Here is a 15,217-nt window from a genome sequence, read left to right as displayed (position 1 = left end):
CTTATGGCAAGAACGCGGCCCCGATGACGCCAGCGTCGCCGTGCAACTCATGCAGGACGAGGGGGGTCGCTCCTCTCAAATGGGGGTATACTCGCATCGCGACCGCGTCTTGTAACTGATTCCAGTATAACGGAGCCGACGCTGTCACGCCTCCCCCGAGGATGATGATATCGGGGTCGACCGTATGGATGATGTTGGCGAGACCCGTTGCTAAATCCTCGACGAACGTATTGCGTTCGATGTTGTCTGTCAAAAGCGTCATCGAATCAGTCACTCCTTTAGTGAGGGCGCGTTCGTGAAGTGCCGTTCCACTCGCATGCGTCTCAAGCGCTCCGACGTTCAGTGTCGGATGTGCTGGTCCGTCCGTACGAATGATCATATTGCCGACTTCTCCGGCGCTACCGTGAGCCCCGCTAATCAAATTTTGCTTATAGACAAAACCGCCGCCAATCCCTGTGCTGACCGTGACGTAAAAGACGGAGTCGACATGACGGCCGGCCCCAAACTTTGCTTCGGCGAGCGCTGCTGCGTTGGCATCATTCTCTAACGTGACAGGTAGACCGAGCAGAGTGCATAGCGGCTCCACAATCGTCTGATGATGCCAGTTCGGGAGGTTTGGCGGGGTCAAAAACGCACCTCGTTTTAGGTCGAGCGGACCCGGTGCAGCGATACCGACGTGCGTGATGTCATATTCGAGTTGGAATCGTTCGACGGCAAGTGTGATTTGATTTAACAAGGCGTCGAGCTCAAGGTGAGGCTGTGTCTTCAATTTATATTGTTTCTCGACACGTCCGTCCGTCGACACGACGGCGACGCGTGTATTCGTGCCGCCCAAATCGATGCCGATGCGGGCTTTTTGTTTGATTGGGGATGAGACACCGGCGATGAGGCAGGTGGCCGTTCCGTCCAGCTGAAATGACTGACCTGCTGGCAATAGCAACGTCGCACCAATCTCGAAGGACGAACCGTCAATCTCAAGTGTCCCTTCCACGACCGAAAGCAGGCGGAACGTATCCGTCGAGACGGATTCCTCGCGTTCGATGTTCCATTTTTCGACGAAGAAATACGGGTTACGTGTCAACTGTGTCCGGAAATGATCCAGGCGCAGGACAGGTTCCGCATAGTCGAGATGGGGTGCGAACGAGGCGAGGGTACCTTGCTCGACATGGAGGTCACGAGTGTGTCCAGTTGATGTTTCAATTCGTTCGTAGTCGTAGAGACGGTACGTCGTGTCTGAACTCTGTTGAATCTCAAGGACGCACACGTCTTTCGTTAAGGCGTGTACGGTCCCGGCCGGAACGTACAGAAAATCGCCGCGGCTGACAGGTTTTCGAATTAAACCGGACATGACATCACCGGCTTCGAGCGCCTGTTGCAACGTCTCTTTCGACTCGAACGTATGCCCGTAGATGATTTCTCCTCCCTCTGGTGCGTCGAGGATGTACCAGCATTCATTCTTTCCGTAAGGTTGACCCTCGAGCGACTGTGCCAACGCATCGTCGGGATGGACTTGAATCGAAAGGTCATCGTTCGGGTCAATCCACTTGATCAATAACGGAAACACAGGTGAATCAATGCCGAACAGTTCTGGATGCATGGCATAAAGGTCGTCTAGCGTTGTCCCGATATGCGATCCGGCAGACACGACGGAACTGCCTCGCGGCAACGCCGAGGCGGTCCATGCTTCGCCAATCGAGGCCTCGTCAAAATGAAAACCGTAACGCTTTAAGCGGTCGCCTCCCCATAAGCGATATTGGTAATGCGGTTGTAACGGGATAATCTTCATCGTCAATTCCCTCACTCTCGTTTATTATCATATACACTTTTAAATTTAAAAACTAAACAAAGTTTAAATCAAGTATAGACATGAAATAAATCATGTGTATAATAAAACTTGTAAACGATTTCAAAAAAGGAGTGGTTGAACATGAAAAAAGTATTACTCGCTTGTAGCTCAGGGATGTCGACGAGCCTGCTCGTCACGAAAATGCAACAGCACGCGGCGTCAATCGGGGACGAAGCGAAAATTTGGGCAGTCGGTCAAGACCAGGTCGGTAAGGAGATGGAAGAAGCGGACGTCATCCTCATCGGACCGCAAATGCGCTTTTTGCTCGACAAATTGAAAGCGCAAACATCGAAACCGGTCGAAGTCATCGACATGATGGCCTACGGAACGGCGAATGGGAAAGCGGCGTATGAGCAAGCAATCAAATTGATGGGGTGAGGTCATGGAAGGAACGGAAGAGTTAACGTTAGAACAGATGGCGTTCATGATGATTTTGCATAGCGGCAACGCTCGGAGCACGATTCAAGAAGCCATCCAAACGTATAAGAACGGTTCATACGAAGCGTTTGAAACGCGGCTAGCGACAGCACGTGAACAGTTAAAAGAAGCGCATCAGACGCACTTCGGCCAAATTCAAAAAGAGGCGAATGGGGAGAAGACGGACATGTCACTGTTGCTCCTTCACGCCGAAGACCATCTCATGTCGACCCAGACGATGCTCGATTTGACGGCAAGCCTGATCGAGATGATGGAGCAAAAGATTGTAAATCCTAATCAAGAAGGGTGAATCCTATGTCACAGGACAACAAAATGTTCTTACTGATCAGCAAGTTGCTCATGCCGATGGCGACTTACTTGAACAACAGTCGGTATTTGCAAGTATTGCGGGATGCGTTCATGCTCGCGTTCCCGATTACCATGTTCGGTTCAATCGTCGTCGTTATCGCCAACTTGCCGTTCTTAGACAAGTTTATGTCGGAAGGGACGCTGAATGCGTTCAAATCGTCACTCGGTAACGCCCCATCGGCCACGATGGGAATCATGTCAATCTTCGTCGTTTTCGGTATTGGCTATTATCTTTCGAAAAGTTACAACGTCGAAGCCGTCTTCGGTGGAGCGATCTCCCTCGTATCGTTCCTCTTGTTGACACCGTTCCTCATCGAAGTCGAAGGAATGACAGAAGCGGTCGGCAACGTCCTCCCGCTCGATCGTCTTGGCGCCAAAGGAATGTTCCTCGCCATGATCACCGGTTTCCTCTCAGGTGAGATTTATCGATTCGTCGTTCAAAAGAACTGGACGATCAAAATGCCGGACGGCGTACCGCCGGCGGTGGCGAAGTCGTTCTCGGCGCTCGTACCGGCCTTGTTGACGCTCACGGTCTTCTTGCTCCTCAACATCGGTGTGACGAGCTTGTTCAATACGAACTTACATGACGTCATCTTCAACGTCGTGCAACAGCCGCTCGTTAAATTGGGTAACGGTCTCGTCCCAACGTTAATCGCCATCTTCTTCGTCCAATTGTTCTGGTTCTTCGGGTTGCACGGACAAGTCATCGTCAACTCGGTGATGGATCCGATTTGGAATACGTTGTCGCTTGAAAACTTGAACGCGTACACGGCGACCGGAGAAGTACCGAACATCATCAGTAAACAGTTTGTCGAAATCTATACGGTCGGCCTTGGTGGCTCGGGCTCGACGCTTGCCGTCATCGTAGCGATTTTGTTGTTCTTGAAATCGAAGCAGTTGAAACAAATCGGGAAACTATCACTCGGACCAGGGATCTTTAACGTCAACGAACCGGTCATTTTCGGTCTGCCGATCGTCATGAACCCGCTCATCATGATTCCGTGGATTGTCGCTCCGCTCATCACGGTCACGGTCACTTACTTTGCGATGTCGACAGGGCTCGTCCCGCCGCCGACTGGGGTCGCGGTACCTTGGACCGTCCCGATGTTCATCAGCGGGATGATGGCGACGAACTCACTTGCCGGCGGATTGCTACAACTCGTCAACTTCTTGATCATCTTGGCGGTCTGGTTCCCATTCCTTAAATTTATTGACCGTTTGAACGTGAAGAAAGAACAGGAAGAAGCCGCTAACCGTAAAGACGAAGCGGTATGAATGAGAAATAGAGAATAAGGGAGAGAGAGTTTATGACGAACCCGACAGAAACGAAAACATCAGCAGCAGTGACGTATCAATTCCCGACCGATTTTTGGTGGGGGACGGCCTCTTCGGCGACGCAAATGGAAGGTGCGGCGTTTGAAGGCGGCAAAGGCTTAAATATTTGGGATTACTGGTATATGCAACAACCGAACCGATTCTTCAATGGTGTCAGTGCGACCGAAGCGTCTAACTTCTATCATTTGTACGAGCAAGATATCGCGCTCATGAAAGAGCTCGGACATAACACGTTCCGCTTCTCGATTTCGTGGTCACGTCTGTTCCCAGAAGGTGTCGGCGAGGTGAATGAAGAGGCGATCGCGTTTTATAACAATGTGATCAATTGCCTCATCGATCATGGCATCGAGCCGTTCATCAACTTATATCACTTCGACATGCCGATGGCGCTTCAAGACCGAGGCGGCTGGGAATCACGTGACGTCGTCGACGCTTACGTACAGTTCGCGAAGACGTGTTTCGAGCTTTTCGGGGATCGCGTGACGACGTGGTTCACTCATAACGAACCGATTGTGCCGGTCGAAGGTGGCTACTTGTACGATTTCCACTATCCGAACGTCGTCGATTTCAAGCGTGCCGTCCAAGTCGCTTACCATTCGATCTTATCGAGCGCGCTCGCCATTCAGGCGTACCGGGAGCAGGGACAGGCCGGTCAAATTGGGATCATCCTGAATTTGACACCGTCGTATCCGCGCAGCCAACATCCGGCCGATGTGAAGGCGTCACGCTTGGCCGACGCGATCTTCAACCGCTCGTTCTTGGACCCGTCCGTGCTCGGGACGTTCCCTGAAGAGCTCATCGATGTGCTACAGGAACAAGACGCGATGCCAGAGATGCAATCTGGAGACTTGGATCTCATTCGGGCCAACACGATTGACCTTCTCGGCATCAACTACTATCAACCGCGTCGGGTCAAGGCCAAAGCGTCGCTCCCAAATCCTGATGCGCCGTTCCTGCCTGAGAATCTGTTCGACTTCTATGAGATGCCGGGTCGCAAGATGAACCCGTATCGTGGTTGGGAAATTTATGAGCAGGGCGTCTATGACATCTTAATCAACTTGAAAGACAACTACGGCAACATCCCCTGCTTCATTTCTGAGAACGGGATGGGCGTCGAAGGAGAAGAGCGTTACCGCGACGCCGACGGAAGCGTCCAAGACGACTATCGAATCGACTTCATTCGTGAACATTTGAAGTGGACGCATCGGGCGCTCGAAGAAGGCGCGAACGTGAAAGGGTACCACTTATGGACGTTCATGGACAACTGGTCATGGAGCAACGCTTATAAGAACCGTTACGGGTTCGTCGGTGTCGACTTGGCGACCCAAGAGCGGACCGTTAAAAAGTCTGGTCACTGGTTCAAACAAGTGATTGCCGATCATGGATTTACAGAATAATAGGAAAAGCTGACAAGGACTACTCTTTGTCAGCTTTTTTTGATATATTATTTGTATATGTCTATACATGAGGTGGAATATGTCTACAAAGAAAAAACCAAAATATGAATCGATTGCGGATGAGATTCGGCATCGGATCAATGAACAGGCTTATGAACTCGAAACACCGCTCCCAGATGAGATTCAATTAGCGGAAGAGTTTGGTGTCAGCCGCATGACAATGAAGCGCGCTCTCGAGATTCTCGTGATGGAAGGCTTGATTTATCGGAAGCGTGGCAAAGGGACGTTCATCTTGCCGGCCAGTTTCCAAAAAGAGCGCATCAACATCATCAGTAAAGAGACGAGAGGATTGACGCAAGTCATCGGCGACCGCAGTTTGCGCAGTGAAGTGCTCGATTTTGAAGTGAAGTTCCCGACCCAGGAAGTCGCCGACCATTTGATGATTGAGCTGACGGAACCGGTCTATGAGATTCGTCGTGTCCGCTATGTGGACGAAGAGCCGTACGTCATCGAATTGACGTACATGGTCGCCAATCTAATTACAGGACTGTCGCGTAAAATTTTGGAGAAGTCGGTCTATAGCTACATCCAACAGGAGCTCGGCTACACGATCACGAGCTCACACAAGATGATTCGGGCCGATAAGCCTGACGAATATGATCAACGTTACTTGAAGAATGACATTACCGACCCAATCATCGAGGTCGAACAAGTCGTTTACTTGAGTAACGGGAAACCGTTCGAATACTCATTCGCTCGGCACCGCTATGACAAGTTCGTCTTCTCTTCGGTCAATATCGTTCGATGACGTCGCCTGAAAAGGCGACTTTTTGCGAAGGAGGTTCTCATGAACGTTCACATTGAACAAGCCGGGTATGAACACGGTGAGTCGGTCATTGAGGACATCGAATTTGAGGTCCGGCCGGGCGAAATCGTCGGGATGATTGGGTCGAACGGGGCCGGGAAGAGCACGACGCTCGCCTGTCTCATCGGAACGATCCCGTGGATGCGTGGAACGGTGCAAATCGACCGCTACGCCTACATCCCGGAGCAACCGGTGTACTATGACTATTTGACGCTCGAGGAACATATCGCTCTCGTGTTGGAATTGACGGACGTTGATAATCGTGAGCGGACGGAAGAACTGATCCGGTTGTTTCGGCTCGAGACGGTCCGCCACGATTATATCGCCTCGTTCTCAAAAGGGATGAAGCAAAAAGCGATGATTCTCTTGGCGCTCATCCAAGAAGCGAAGTTTCTCCTTGTCGACGAACCGTTCGTCGGACTCGATGCGACGACGACGATCCAGCTGCTTCGTTTACTTGAAGCGGAACGTCGTCAAGGCACCGGGGTGCTTCTCGTCACCCACGTCCTCGATACGGCAGAGCGGTTATGCGACCGCTTCGTCTGGATTGATGACGGACGCATGCTCGCGGGCGGGACAAAAGAAGAGTTGCGTCTCAGCCTGCAAACCGAAGGCGAGTCGCTGTTCGAGATGATGGAAGATGTGGTCATGCGATGAATGAACATCAGCTGTTCGTTAGACGTGTCCGTACCCATGTGACCAAGCAGTGGAAGACGTGGCGGCTCATCTTGGATTGGACAGTCGTTCTGTACGGCGTCATTCCGTTTGCCATCTTTCTTGGGTATCAATACCGATTGCTTTGGCAAGGCGAAATCGAGTGGGTGAGTCAAGTGCCGATGTTCGTTTGGACGCTTGGAATTGGAATCGTCCTCCTTAGAAATCAGTTTTTCGTCTGGGTCGAACGGGCGGACGTGACGCTGGTGGCCAAACGTTCTTTGGTTCGCAGGTTGAAGCACGATTCGTTGCTTTATCACGCCATCACACTCGGCTTGAAGATTCTCTTCGTCATGTTGGCGTTCACACCGGTGCTAAGGCTGGATGGGTGGTCTGGTGCTTCGATTTTAGCATTCGGGACGGCCGTCCTGCTTCTAGCATGGATTCATATGTGGACGCGGTATCAGCTGACGGTACGGCGGGTTAACTGGATATTTCGTATTCTGGTCACGTGTATGGTGTTCTTTTGTCTATACGCGCTCCTCATCGACTCACCTTTATGGGCGGTTGTCCTAGGAAGTGGTATCGTAGCGTTCGCAATGTACGTGGGAGAAGGGTGGCTGTCACGCCACCCATATCTTAGCCAAGAACTCGAACGGAGTGAGGCGTTGCGTACCGCCTTTGACCGGGCATTATTATCAACGTCGGGCGCCATCGAGAAGCCGAGCCGGCGCAAGCGTCCGCTCTATCGACCGAGACCGAATCGGTTTGGAACCGCTCGGCGCACGACGGCCATCTTACTTTATATACGGACGCCGCGTCATCGGAACTTATGGCTGCGTCTCATGCCGCTTGCCGTTACGGGGATGCTCCTCGTACCGAGTTGGTTTAAGTTGCTCATCCCGCTCTACGTCGGCTATGTGATGTGGCAAGAACGACAGGCGTTCAAACAAGAGATGGAGCGGCATCCGTTTTTCCGTGCCATCCAAGAAAGGACACATTCATGACTGAACAAGACTATGAACGATTGCTCCAAATCGAGACGGCGAAACCGCAACAAGGGTTCCCGGCTTCGGCTGAATATCATCGCTATGAACCGACTCCTTATGAGGCGCTCGACTTGTTGCGTGACGCCTATCCGCTCGCGGCCACGGACACGGTCGTCGACTTCGGATCGGGGAAAGGGCGCCTCCCGTTTTATCTCGCCTATACGTTCCGAGTTCGGGCCATTGGCATCGAGATGGATGGCGGCTTTCACGAAGCGGCACTTGAGAATTGGATGAACTACGCCAAGAAACACCGGACGCGTGGCAGTGTCCAGCTCGTCCGCGGCTACGCCGAACAGTTTGAGGTGCCGGCTGAGGCGAACCGCTTTTATTTCTTCAACCCGTTCTCGGTGAACGTGTTCCGGCAGGTCGTTGCGAACATCATCGAGTCGGTCGAGCGCGCACAGCGTCCGGTCGACCTCATCCTCTATTATCCGGCCGATGAGTACTTACATTTTTTGAATGACGAGACGCCTTTCCGCTACGTACAGGACGTTCGCTTGCCGTTAAAGAATCTCCATGAGCGCTTTCTTATTTATCGTTTTGATATGATGGAGTCATCTTGGTAAATGGGGAGTGGATCATCGTGAAGAAAGAAGATATTTTAGATGCGTATCGTTGGCGTCAAGCGACGAAAGAGTTCGACGCGGACCGCAAAATCGATGAGGAAGATTTCGAATTCATTCTGGAGACGGGTCGCTTATCACCGAGTTCGTTCGGTTTCGAGCCTTGGCAGTTCGTCGTCATTCGTCGCGAAGACTTGCTCCGGAAGATCAAAGACCACGCGTGGGGTGCCCAAGGACAGGCGTTAACGGCGAGCCATTTCGTGTTGATCTTGGCGCGGACGCCTGAAGCGATGCGCTACGACTCGGACTACATCCGTCACATCGTCACGGACGTCCAAGGACGGACCGAGGACGAGTACGCCCTTCGGGTAAAACGTGTCCGTGAGTTCCAAGAACAAGATTATCGACTGTTAGATGATGAGCGTGTGTTCCAAGAATGGATTAAACGCCAGACGTATATCCCGCTCGGCAACATGATGACAGCCGCCGCACAGATCGGCGTCGACTCATGTCCGATTGAAGGGTTCAATCAGGCAGACATCGATGAATTATTGATCTCGGAAGGGGTCATGGAACGAGGTGCCTGGTCGCTTTCGGTCATGGTCGCGTTCGGACATCGGGCCCGCGACTTCGCGCCGAAGACACGTCGCGATTTCAATGAAGTCGTCAAATACATCGGATGAAAAAAAGCTCAAGCGCCGAGGCGCTTGAGCTTTTGCTTATTTCCAGTCGGTGATGCGGTCGATTGGGAAGCGGACCGATTGGTAACCGTCTTCCGCGGCTTTTCCGATTGAGAGGAGCATGACCGGAAGGTAGCGCTCTTTCTCGAGGCCGAACGCTTCCGCGATGTTCGCTTTGTCATAGCCACCGATCGGGTTTGTGTCGTAGCCGTGAGCACGGGCGACGAGCATGAGTTGCATCGCGACGAGACCTGAGTCGAGCAAGATGCTGTCTTTGACAGACTCTTTCGGTGCGTCTTTGAAGATACCTTTGATCATGTCAACTTGACGGTCGCGGACTTCTGGTGGCATGAGACCACGCTCGACGGCCGTATCAAAGATCTCTTGTGTGTAATCGGCCATCTGGTAGTCGGCAAAGATGGCGATAACGGCTGATGACGTCTCCACTTGGCGTTTGTTGAAGCTTGCGAGCGGAAGGAGAGTGTCTTTGCCTTCTGCGCTATCGATGACGACGAAGCGCCACGGTTGCAGGTTGAGTGATGACGGTGCCGTCGTCGCTTCCTCCAGGATTTGTGTCATCTCTTCTTTTGAGATTTTGACGTTCTCATCATAGACGCGAATCGAGCGGCGTCCTTTGAGGATTTCCATAAAGTCTTTCTGTGTTGTCGTGTTCATATAAGGGTCTTCCTTTCATGTTGAATGTTGGTTTGTAACGTATTTAAAAGTTCGAGTAACTGTCGTTGCTCCTCTACCTTCATGTTTACAAAAAGACGGTCCGATAAGCACTTCTTTTGCTCGGTCCAATGTGCAATCCGCTCCCGACCGACATCGGTCAAATCGACAAAGATGACCCGATTGTCTTGGAGGCAGCGTTCGCGCGTAATCAAACCCTGTGCCTCGAGCTGTTTCAAATGTCGCGTGATGGCGGCATGATCGACGCCGACCCGTTGTTGCAGTTCACGCTGACGCAAAGGGCCGACGTGATGCAAGTTGCTTAAAATATCGAAGCGGGTCGAGCTGAGCCCGTCCATTTCCGTATCGAACAGTTGGGCCAGTTCTTTTTGTACGGTGATGACGTGGTAGAGAATCTCATCGCTGAGCGAACAAGCGTCGCGCATCGGATATCCTCCTTCAAAAACTAATTGATGAATCAATCATTGATAGGTCACACAATGTATACTAATCGGTTTTGAAATAGATCGCAAATAAAAAGTTTCAAAAAAACTGTTGTCAAACTGTTATATAATAGTCTATATTAAAGTCAACTGATATATAACAATTGAATGAGAGGATGTGACGGCTTGGAACATTACAAACAAGTAGGTACTTATCACGTACATGAAACGTTGCTCGATTTCATCTCGGCTCGTATATTGCCTGAAGAAGAGGCACACCAACAATTTTGGGCTGGGGTCGGGCGCCTACTCGATGAGTTCATTCCTCGCAATGAGGCAATGCTTCACGAACGTGAGTCATATGAGCGACTATTACAGGGGTGGTACAGCGAGCATAAGCAAGCGTTTGACATGGAAGACTACGAGCGTTTCCTTCGGTCCATCGATTACATCGAAGCAGCCGTCCCCGATTTCAACATCGACGTTACGGGTGTCGACTCAGAAATTACAAGGCAAGCCGGACCGCAGCTTGTCGTTCCGCTCGACAATGCACGCTATGCATTGAACGCGGCGAACGCTCGCTGGGGAAGCCTCTATGACGCCTTGTACGGAACGGACGTCATCGACGAAGAGGACGGGAAAACGAAGTCGAGCGGCTATAATCCAGTTCGCGGTGAAGCTGTCATCGCCTATGCCAAACAGTTTCTCGACGATACATTTCCGCTCCAGGAGGGCTCGCACGAAGAAGCGAACGGCTATCTCGTGTCAGAGGGCAGTCCATACGCTATCATCGAAGGGAACCGCATCGCGTTTCAAGACGATTGTCTCGTCGGTTATGTGGGGAATCCAGAAGCTCCGACGAGTTTATTACTCATCCATAACGGGATTCATGCCGAACTAAAATTTGATCGGAACCATCCAATCGGACGGACGGATCGAGCAGGGCTCGTTGACATCGAACTCGAGTCCGCCTTGTCTGCCATCGTCGACTGTGAAGACTCGGTTGCCGCTGTTCGGGCGGAAGACAAGGTCCACCTTTACGCGAACTGGCTAGGCCTGATGGACGGGACGCTCGAAGCAACGTTCACGAAAGGAGGTCGGCCGCTCACTCGGAAGTTGAACCCTGACCGGAAGTATGTCGGGAAAGACGGGCGTGAAGTCACGCTTCCGGGCCGATCGCTCCTCTTTATTCGAAACGTCGGGCACTTGATGACGACGGATTTGATGCTCGACGCGGAAGGACGTGAAGTACCGGAAGGGATTTTGGACGGGATTTTCACTGCGCTCATCGCGAGCCGCCACCTTGATGCCAGACGAAATTCCCGCGAACGCTCCATCTATATCGTCAAACCGAAGATGCATGGCTCGAAAGAAGTCGCGTTCACGAACGACTTGTTCGATGCGATTGAAGATGTACTCGAGTTACCGCGTCACACGCTCAAAGTCGGCGTGATGGACGAGGAGCGACGCACGTCGCTTAATTTGAAGAACTGTATCGAGCAAGTGAAGGAACGCATCGTCTTCATCAATACCGGATTCCTCGACCGGACGGGCGATGAGATTCACTCCTCGCTCACGCTCGGACCGATGCGCAAGAAAGGCGAGATGAAGACCTCGGAGTGGCTCGATGCTTATGAACGTCTGAATGTCCAGATCGGGCTTGACGCAGGATTCCATCAACACGGGCAAATCGGGAAAGGGATGTGGGCGATGCCCGATCGGATGCGCGATATGATGCGTGAAAAAAGCAATCATGTCCGGTCCGGGGCGACGACGGCTTGGGTGCCGTCCCCGACGGCGGCCACGCTTCATGCGCTGCATTACCATCAAGTCGATGCGTTTGACGTTCAGCGTGAGTTGGTGAATCGTTCGTTTGATCCAGCAACTGAGCGAGGGCGTCTGCTCGAGGTACCACTCGCCACGCGTCTCTATACAGATGAGGAAGTGAACGAGGAGCTCGAGAACAACCTGCAAGGGTTGCTCGGATATGTCGTCCGTTGGGTCGAGCAAGGTGTCGGTTGCTCCAAAGTGCCAGATATTCATCACGTCGGGTTGATGGAAGACCGAGCAACGCTTCGTATTTCGAGTCAACATGTCGCCAACTGGCTATACCATGGAGTCTGTAGCCGTGAACAAGTCGAAGCGACGCTTTACCGGATGGCCGAGGTCGTCGACGCGCAAAACGCGGAAGATCCGCACTATCGTCCGATGACGCCAGATGTAGACCACTCTATCGCCTATCAAGCGGCGAAAGAGTTAGTGTTTGAAGGCGACGAGTCGCCGAACGGATATACGGAACCGATCCTGCACCGGCGCCGTCGACAGTTTTTACAACAAGTGACATTAGAACCAAACTTAAAAGGAGGAGCATCATCATGACAACGAAAAAAATCGAAAGCGAACAGTTGATTGAACGTTGGGTCGTCCGTCGGATCGTCTCGGGGGAATCGACAGCGGCGCTCGCTAACACGGCGTTCGTCTATGGGAACGATTTGATGCGCCTTGTGCTCGACCGAGCCGACGGGTCGCTCCAAATCATGAGAGAGCCGGTCGAAGAGGTCGTCATATTCCGGAAACCAGAAGATCGTGACGAAGAAAACGTCTGTCGTTGCTGCGGCATGGAGCACTCGTCATTCAAAGCGGCGCTCGAATGCTGTGCATACTTGGATTAAGTTTGCACCATCTGTTATATAACAAAAATTAAATATATAAATTAATATAATACAGGAGGAATGGATATGAACGAACAACAAATGCAGCTAGAGGATATGTTACAGTCGGAACGGTTTAACGGGGTCGAACGTCCATATGGGGTCGAAGACGTGATGAGACTTCGGGGGTCTGTCCTAATCGAGCATACGCTCGCGACAAAAGGAGCGGAACGGTTATGGGAGTTACTCCACGAGCGGGACTACGTCCACGCGCTCGGGGCGTTGACGGGGAACCAGGCCATCCAGCAAGTGAAGGCGGGTCTCGAAGCCATCTATTTGAGCGGATGGCAAGTCGCCGCCGATGCGAACTTGTCGGGGCACATGTACCCGGACCAAAGCCTATACCCGGCTAACTCGGTGCCGAGCGTCGTCAAACGGATTAACCAGGCGCTTCAACGGGCCGATCAAATTCAAACGGCGGAAGGGAAAGGCGATACGCATTGGTTCGCCCCGATCGTCGCTGACATGGAAGCCGGTTTCGGCGGTGTGCTCAACGTGTTCGAGTTGACGAAGGCGATGATTGAGGCGGGTGCAGCCGGCGTCCACTTGGAGGATCAACTCTCTTCAGAGAAGAAGTGCGGTCACCTCGGCGGCAAAGTGTTGCTGCCGACACAGACGGCCGTGAAAAACTTGATTGCCGCACGTCTCGCGGCAGACGTCATGGGGGTGTCGACGATTATCGTCGCCCGGACCGACGCCCACGCCGCGAACTTGATTACGAGCGACATCGACCCAATCGATCATCCGTTCATCGTCGGCGACCGGACGCCAGAAGGGTTTTATCGGACCGAGGCAGGAATCGAACAGGCGATCGCACGCGGTCTCGCCTATGCACCGTACGCCGACCTCGTCTGGTGCGAGACGTCCGAGCCTGATTTGGACGAAGCGCGTCAATTCGCGGATGCGATTCATGCGAAGTATCCGGGCAAACTCCTCGCTTACAACTGTTCGCCGTCATTCAATTGGAAGAAGAAGTTGTCGGATGACGAGATCGCAACGTTCCAACAAGAGATTGGTGCGATGGGATACAAATTCCAATTCGTGACGCTCGCTGGCTTCCACTCGCTCAACTTCGGAATGTTCGAACTCGCACGCGGGTATAAAGACCGCGGGATGGCCGCCTACTCGGAACTGCAACAGGCCGAATTCAGTGCAGAACAGCACGGTTATACGGCGACACGTCACCAACGTGAGGTCGGGACCGGGTATTTCGATGAGGTGTCTCTCGTCATCTCGGGAGGCCAGTCGTCAACGACGGCACTGGCCGGATCGACCGAGGCAGAACAATTTGAAGCGCCGTCCCATTAAGCGTCGCCCCTCCACAAGAGGGGCTTCTTTTGTGTCCAAATTCAGAACGCGTGCATCCTGTTCACTTAAATGTGACGTATTTCACATTTTTGTCGTCAAACTCTTGCTACGCTGAACATGTCAAAATGAATATGGAGGTTATGACAGATGACACAGACATTCACGGGCGATACGCACGTATCTGAAATCGTCAAACAATGCCCGCAAGCGGCAGACATTTTCAAACGGAACCGAATCGATTTTTGTTGTGGCGGCAACCGACCACTCGCTGAAGCGACTGATAAATCGAAACGGTCGACGGAAGACATTTTAGAAGAAGTTAATGCGCTCTATCAACGCAAGCAAGAGATGAACGAGAAGAGTATCGATTGGGATGCCGCTTCTTCTTCGGAATTGATTGAGCACATCATTTATAAGCATCACCAGTTTTTGACGGACGAATTGCCACAGCTCACACCATATGTGACAAAAGTGTTCCGGGTTCACGGACAAAACCATCCGCACCTCGGACGCATTCATCAACTGTTCAATCAATTGAAAGTGGAACTTGAACAACATATCGTCAAAGAAGAAACAGAAGACTTCCCGACGTTGCTTCGTCACGAGACGGCACCGACAGCTGAAACGAGACGGGAGCTTGATGACATCTTGGCCTCGCTCGAGTCAGAACACGCGGCAGCCGGTGACATTTTAAAAGAATTGCGTCAAATCACGAACGACTATACGCCGCCTGAAGGAGCGTGTGGGACGTATCGTCTTGTCTATCAACGGTTAGAAGCGCTCGAATCGGATACATTTGAACACATTCATCTCGAAAACAACATTTTATTCCCGCGGGCGCGCACGTTCGCTTAAGCAGTGGCACACCTCTACTTACGTGGGGGTGTCTTTTTGTGACGTTTGATACA

The 15,217-nt window shown here is 52.1% G+C and carries 16 protein-coding genes; 13 read left to right on the top strand and 3 right to left on the bottom strand.

Annotation, left to right across the window (positions count from 1 at the left end; translation table 11 throughout):
• Position 1: 1 nt before the first annotated feature.
• Complete coding sequence (locus KNP86_RS11430; protein ID WP_214754346.1) at positions 2-1,786, bottom strand: type I phosphomannose isomerase catalytic subunit; 1,785 nt, start codon at positions 1,784-1,786, stop codon at positions 2-4.
• Between the two features lie 141 nt (positions 1,787-1,927).
• On the opposite strand from KNP86_RS11430, the gene KNP86_RS11425 reads away from it, so the two are divergent.
• The 9 genes from KNP86_RS11425 to KNP86_RS11385 all read left to right on the top strand — a co-directional run bounded on the left by KNP86_RS11425 (position 1,928) and on the right by KNP86_RS11385 (position 9,178).
• Entirely contained in the window at positions 1,928-2,224 is a 297-nt protein-coding gene (locus KNP86_RS11425; RefSeq protein ID WP_021067999.1) for a PTS sugar transporter subunit IIB, read from the top strand.
• A gap of 4 nt (positions 2,225-2,228) precedes the next feature.
• Positions 2,229-2,573: a PTS sugar transporter subunit IIA gene (locus tag KNP86_RS11420; protein WP_214754344.1), complete on the top strand. Its 345-nt coding sequence runs from the start codon at positions 2,229-2,231 to the stop codon at positions 2,571-2,573.
• A gap of 23 nt (positions 2,574-2,596) precedes the next feature.
• Positions 2,597-3,907: a PTS cellobiose transporter subunit IIC gene (gene celB / locus KNP86_RS11415; protein ID WP_214754518.1), complete on the top strand. Its 1,311-nt coding sequence runs from the start codon at positions 2,597-2,599 to the stop codon at positions 3,905-3,907.
• 32 nt (positions 3,908-3,939) lie between these two features.
• Positions 3,940-5,364: a glycoside hydrolase family 1 protein gene (locus tag KNP86_RS11410; protein ID WP_214754342.1), complete on the top strand. Its 1,425-nt coding sequence runs from the start codon at positions 3,940-3,942 to the stop codon at positions 5,362-5,364.
• Positions 5,365-5,443: 79 nt separating this feature from the next.
• A complete protein-coding gene (locus tag KNP86_RS11405) occupies positions 5,444-6,172 on the top strand; it encodes a GntR family transcriptional regulator (RefSeq protein WP_021068003.1) in 729 nt (242 codons plus the stop codon).
• A gap of 39 nt (positions 6,173-6,211) precedes the next feature.
• Positions 6,212-6,886, top strand: coding sequence for an ABC transporter ATP-binding protein (locus KNP86_RS11400; RefSeq protein WP_214754340.1), 675 nt, complete (start codon positions 6,212-6,214; stop codon positions 6,884-6,886).
• A complete protein-coding gene (locus tag KNP86_RS11395) occupies positions 6,883-7,890 on the top strand; it encodes an ABC transporter permease (protein WP_214754338.1) in 1,008 nt (335 codons plus the stop codon). Before KNP86_RS11400 ends, KNP86_RS11395 begins: the two co-directional genes overlap by 4 nt.
• The gene (locus KNP86_RS11390) at positions 7,887-8,498 is read left to right on the top strand and encodes a class I SAM-dependent methyltransferase (RefSeq protein WP_029596332.1); all 612 of its coding nucleotides are present in this window, start codon (positions 7,887-7,889) and stop codon (positions 8,496-8,498) included. Before KNP86_RS11395 ends, KNP86_RS11390 begins: the two co-directional genes overlap by 4 nt.
• A gap of 17 nt (positions 8,499-8,515) precedes the next feature.
• Positions 8,516-9,178 carry an NAD(P)H-dependent oxidoreductase gene (locus KNP86_RS11385; RefSeq protein ID WP_034780919.1) on the top strand — a complete coding sequence of 221 codons (663 nt, stop codon included), beginning with the start codon at positions 8,516-8,518 and terminating at the stop codon, positions 9,176-9,178.
• 36 nt (positions 9,179-9,214) lie between these two features.
• On the opposite strand, the gene KNP86_RS11380 is transcribed toward KNP86_RS11385, so the two are convergent.
• Positions 9,215-9,850 (bottom strand): nitroreductase family protein, encoded by a 636-nt coding sequence (locus tag KNP86_RS11380; protein WP_034780571.1) that lies wholly within the window; start codon positions 9,848-9,850, stop codon positions 9,215-9,217.
• Positions 9,847-10,293 carry a MarR family winged helix-turn-helix transcriptional regulator gene (locus tag KNP86_RS11375; RefSeq protein WP_214754336.1) on the bottom strand — a complete coding sequence of 149 codons (447 nt, stop codon included), beginning with the start codon at positions 10,291-10,293 and terminating at the stop codon, positions 9,847-9,849. The genes KNP86_RS11380 and KNP86_RS11375 overlap by 4 nt, the downstream gene beginning before the upstream one ends.
• Before the next feature lie 183 nt (positions 10,294-10,476).
• Here KNP86_RS11375 and KNP86_RS11370 point away from each other — a divergent pair, with 183 nt between their 5' ends.
• The 4 genes from KNP86_RS11370 (at position 10,477) to ric (ending at position 15,164) form a co-directional block, all read left to right on the top strand.
• Complete coding sequence (locus tag KNP86_RS11370) at positions 10,477-12,669, top strand: malate synthase G (protein WP_251130508.1); 2,193 nt, start codon at positions 10,477-10,479, stop codon at positions 12,667-12,669.
• The gene (locus KNP86_RS11365; protein WP_029596327.1) at positions 12,666-12,962 is read left to right on the top strand and encodes a hypothetical protein; all 297 of its coding nucleotides are present in this window, start codon (positions 12,666-12,668) and stop codon (positions 12,960-12,962) included. The genes KNP86_RS11370 and KNP86_RS11365 overlap by 4 nt, the downstream gene beginning before the upstream one ends.
• A gap of 66 nt (positions 12,963-13,028) precedes the next feature.
• A complete protein-coding gene (gene aceA, locus KNP86_RS11360; RefSeq protein ID WP_374224084.1) occupies positions 13,029-14,309 on the top strand; it encodes an isocitrate lyase in 1,281 nt (426 codons plus the stop codon).
• A 147-nt stretch (positions 14,310-14,456) separates the two neighbouring features.
• The gene (gene ric / locus KNP86_RS11355) at positions 14,457-15,164 is read left to right on the top strand and encodes an iron-sulfur cluster repair di-iron protein (RefSeq protein ID WP_029596325.1); all 708 of its coding nucleotides are present in this window, start codon (positions 14,457-14,459) and stop codon (positions 15,162-15,164) included.
• Positions 15,165-15,217 lie beyond the last annotated feature (53 nt).

Source organism: Exiguobacterium sp. s16, from assembly GCF_018618115.1.
GTDB lineage: Bacteria > Bacillota > Bacilli > Exiguobacteriales > Exiguobacteriaceae > Exiguobacterium > Exiguobacterium mexicanum_A.
The sequence above is the reverse complement of the archived record's forward strand: the minus strand, read 5'-3'. Positions and strand labels throughout refer to the sequence as shown.

Excerpts from the sequence above, each read along its gene's own strand:
- KNP86_RS11425 (WP_021067999.1), top strand. The coding sequence starts at position 1,928 with ATGAAAAAAGTATTACTCGCTTGTAGCTCAGGGATGTCGACGAGCCTG.
- celB (WP_214754518.1), top strand. The coding sequence starts at position 2,597 with ATGTTCTTACTGATCAGCAAGTTGCTCATGCCGATGGCGACTTACTTG.
- KNP86_RS11375 (WP_214754336.1), bottom strand. The coding sequence starts at position 10,293 with ATGCGCGACGCTTGTTCGCTCAGCGATGAGATTCTCTACCACGTCATC.
- KNP86_RS11395 (WP_214754338.1), top strand. The coding sequence starts at position 6,883 with ATGAATGAACATCAGCTGTTCGTTAGACGTGTCCGTACCCATGTGACC.
- KNP86_RS11380 (WP_034780571.1), bottom strand. The coding sequence starts at position 9,850 with ATGAACACGACAACACAGAAAGACTTTATGGAAATCCTCAAAGGACGC.
- KNP86_RS11430 (WP_214754346.1), bottom strand. The coding sequence starts at position 1,786 with ATGAAGATTATCCCGTTACAACCGCATTACCAATATCGCTTATGGGGA.
- KNP86_RS11390 (WP_029596332.1), top strand. The coding sequence starts at position 7,887 with ATGACTGAACAAGACTATGAACGATTGCTCCAAATCGAGACGGCGAAA.
- KNP86_RS11365 (WP_029596327.1), top strand. The coding sequence starts at position 12,666 with ATGACAACGAAAAAAATCGAAAGCGAACAGTTGATTGAACGTTGGGTC.
- KNP86_RS11405 (WP_021068003.1), top strand. The coding sequence starts at position 5,444 with ATGTCTACAAAGAAAAAACCAAAATATGAATCGATTGCGGATGAGATT.
- KNP86_RS11400 (WP_214754340.1), top strand. The coding sequence starts at position 6,212 with ATGAACGTTCACATTGAACAAGCCGGGTATGAACACGGTGAGTCGGTC.
- ric (WP_029596325.1), top strand. The coding sequence starts at position 14,457 with ATGACACAGACATTCACGGGCGATACGCACGTATCTGAAATCGTCAAA.
- KNP86_RS11420 (WP_214754344.1), top strand. The coding sequence starts at position 2,229 with ATGGAAGGAACGGAAGAGTTAACGTTAGAACAGATGGCGTTCATGATG.
- KNP86_RS11410 (WP_214754342.1), top strand. The coding sequence starts at position 3,940 with ATGACGAACCCGACAGAAACGAAAACATCAGCAGCAGTGACGTATCAA.
- aceA (WP_374224084.1), top strand. The coding sequence starts at position 13,029 with ATGAACGAACAACAAATGCAGCTAGAGGATATGTTACAGTCGGAACGG.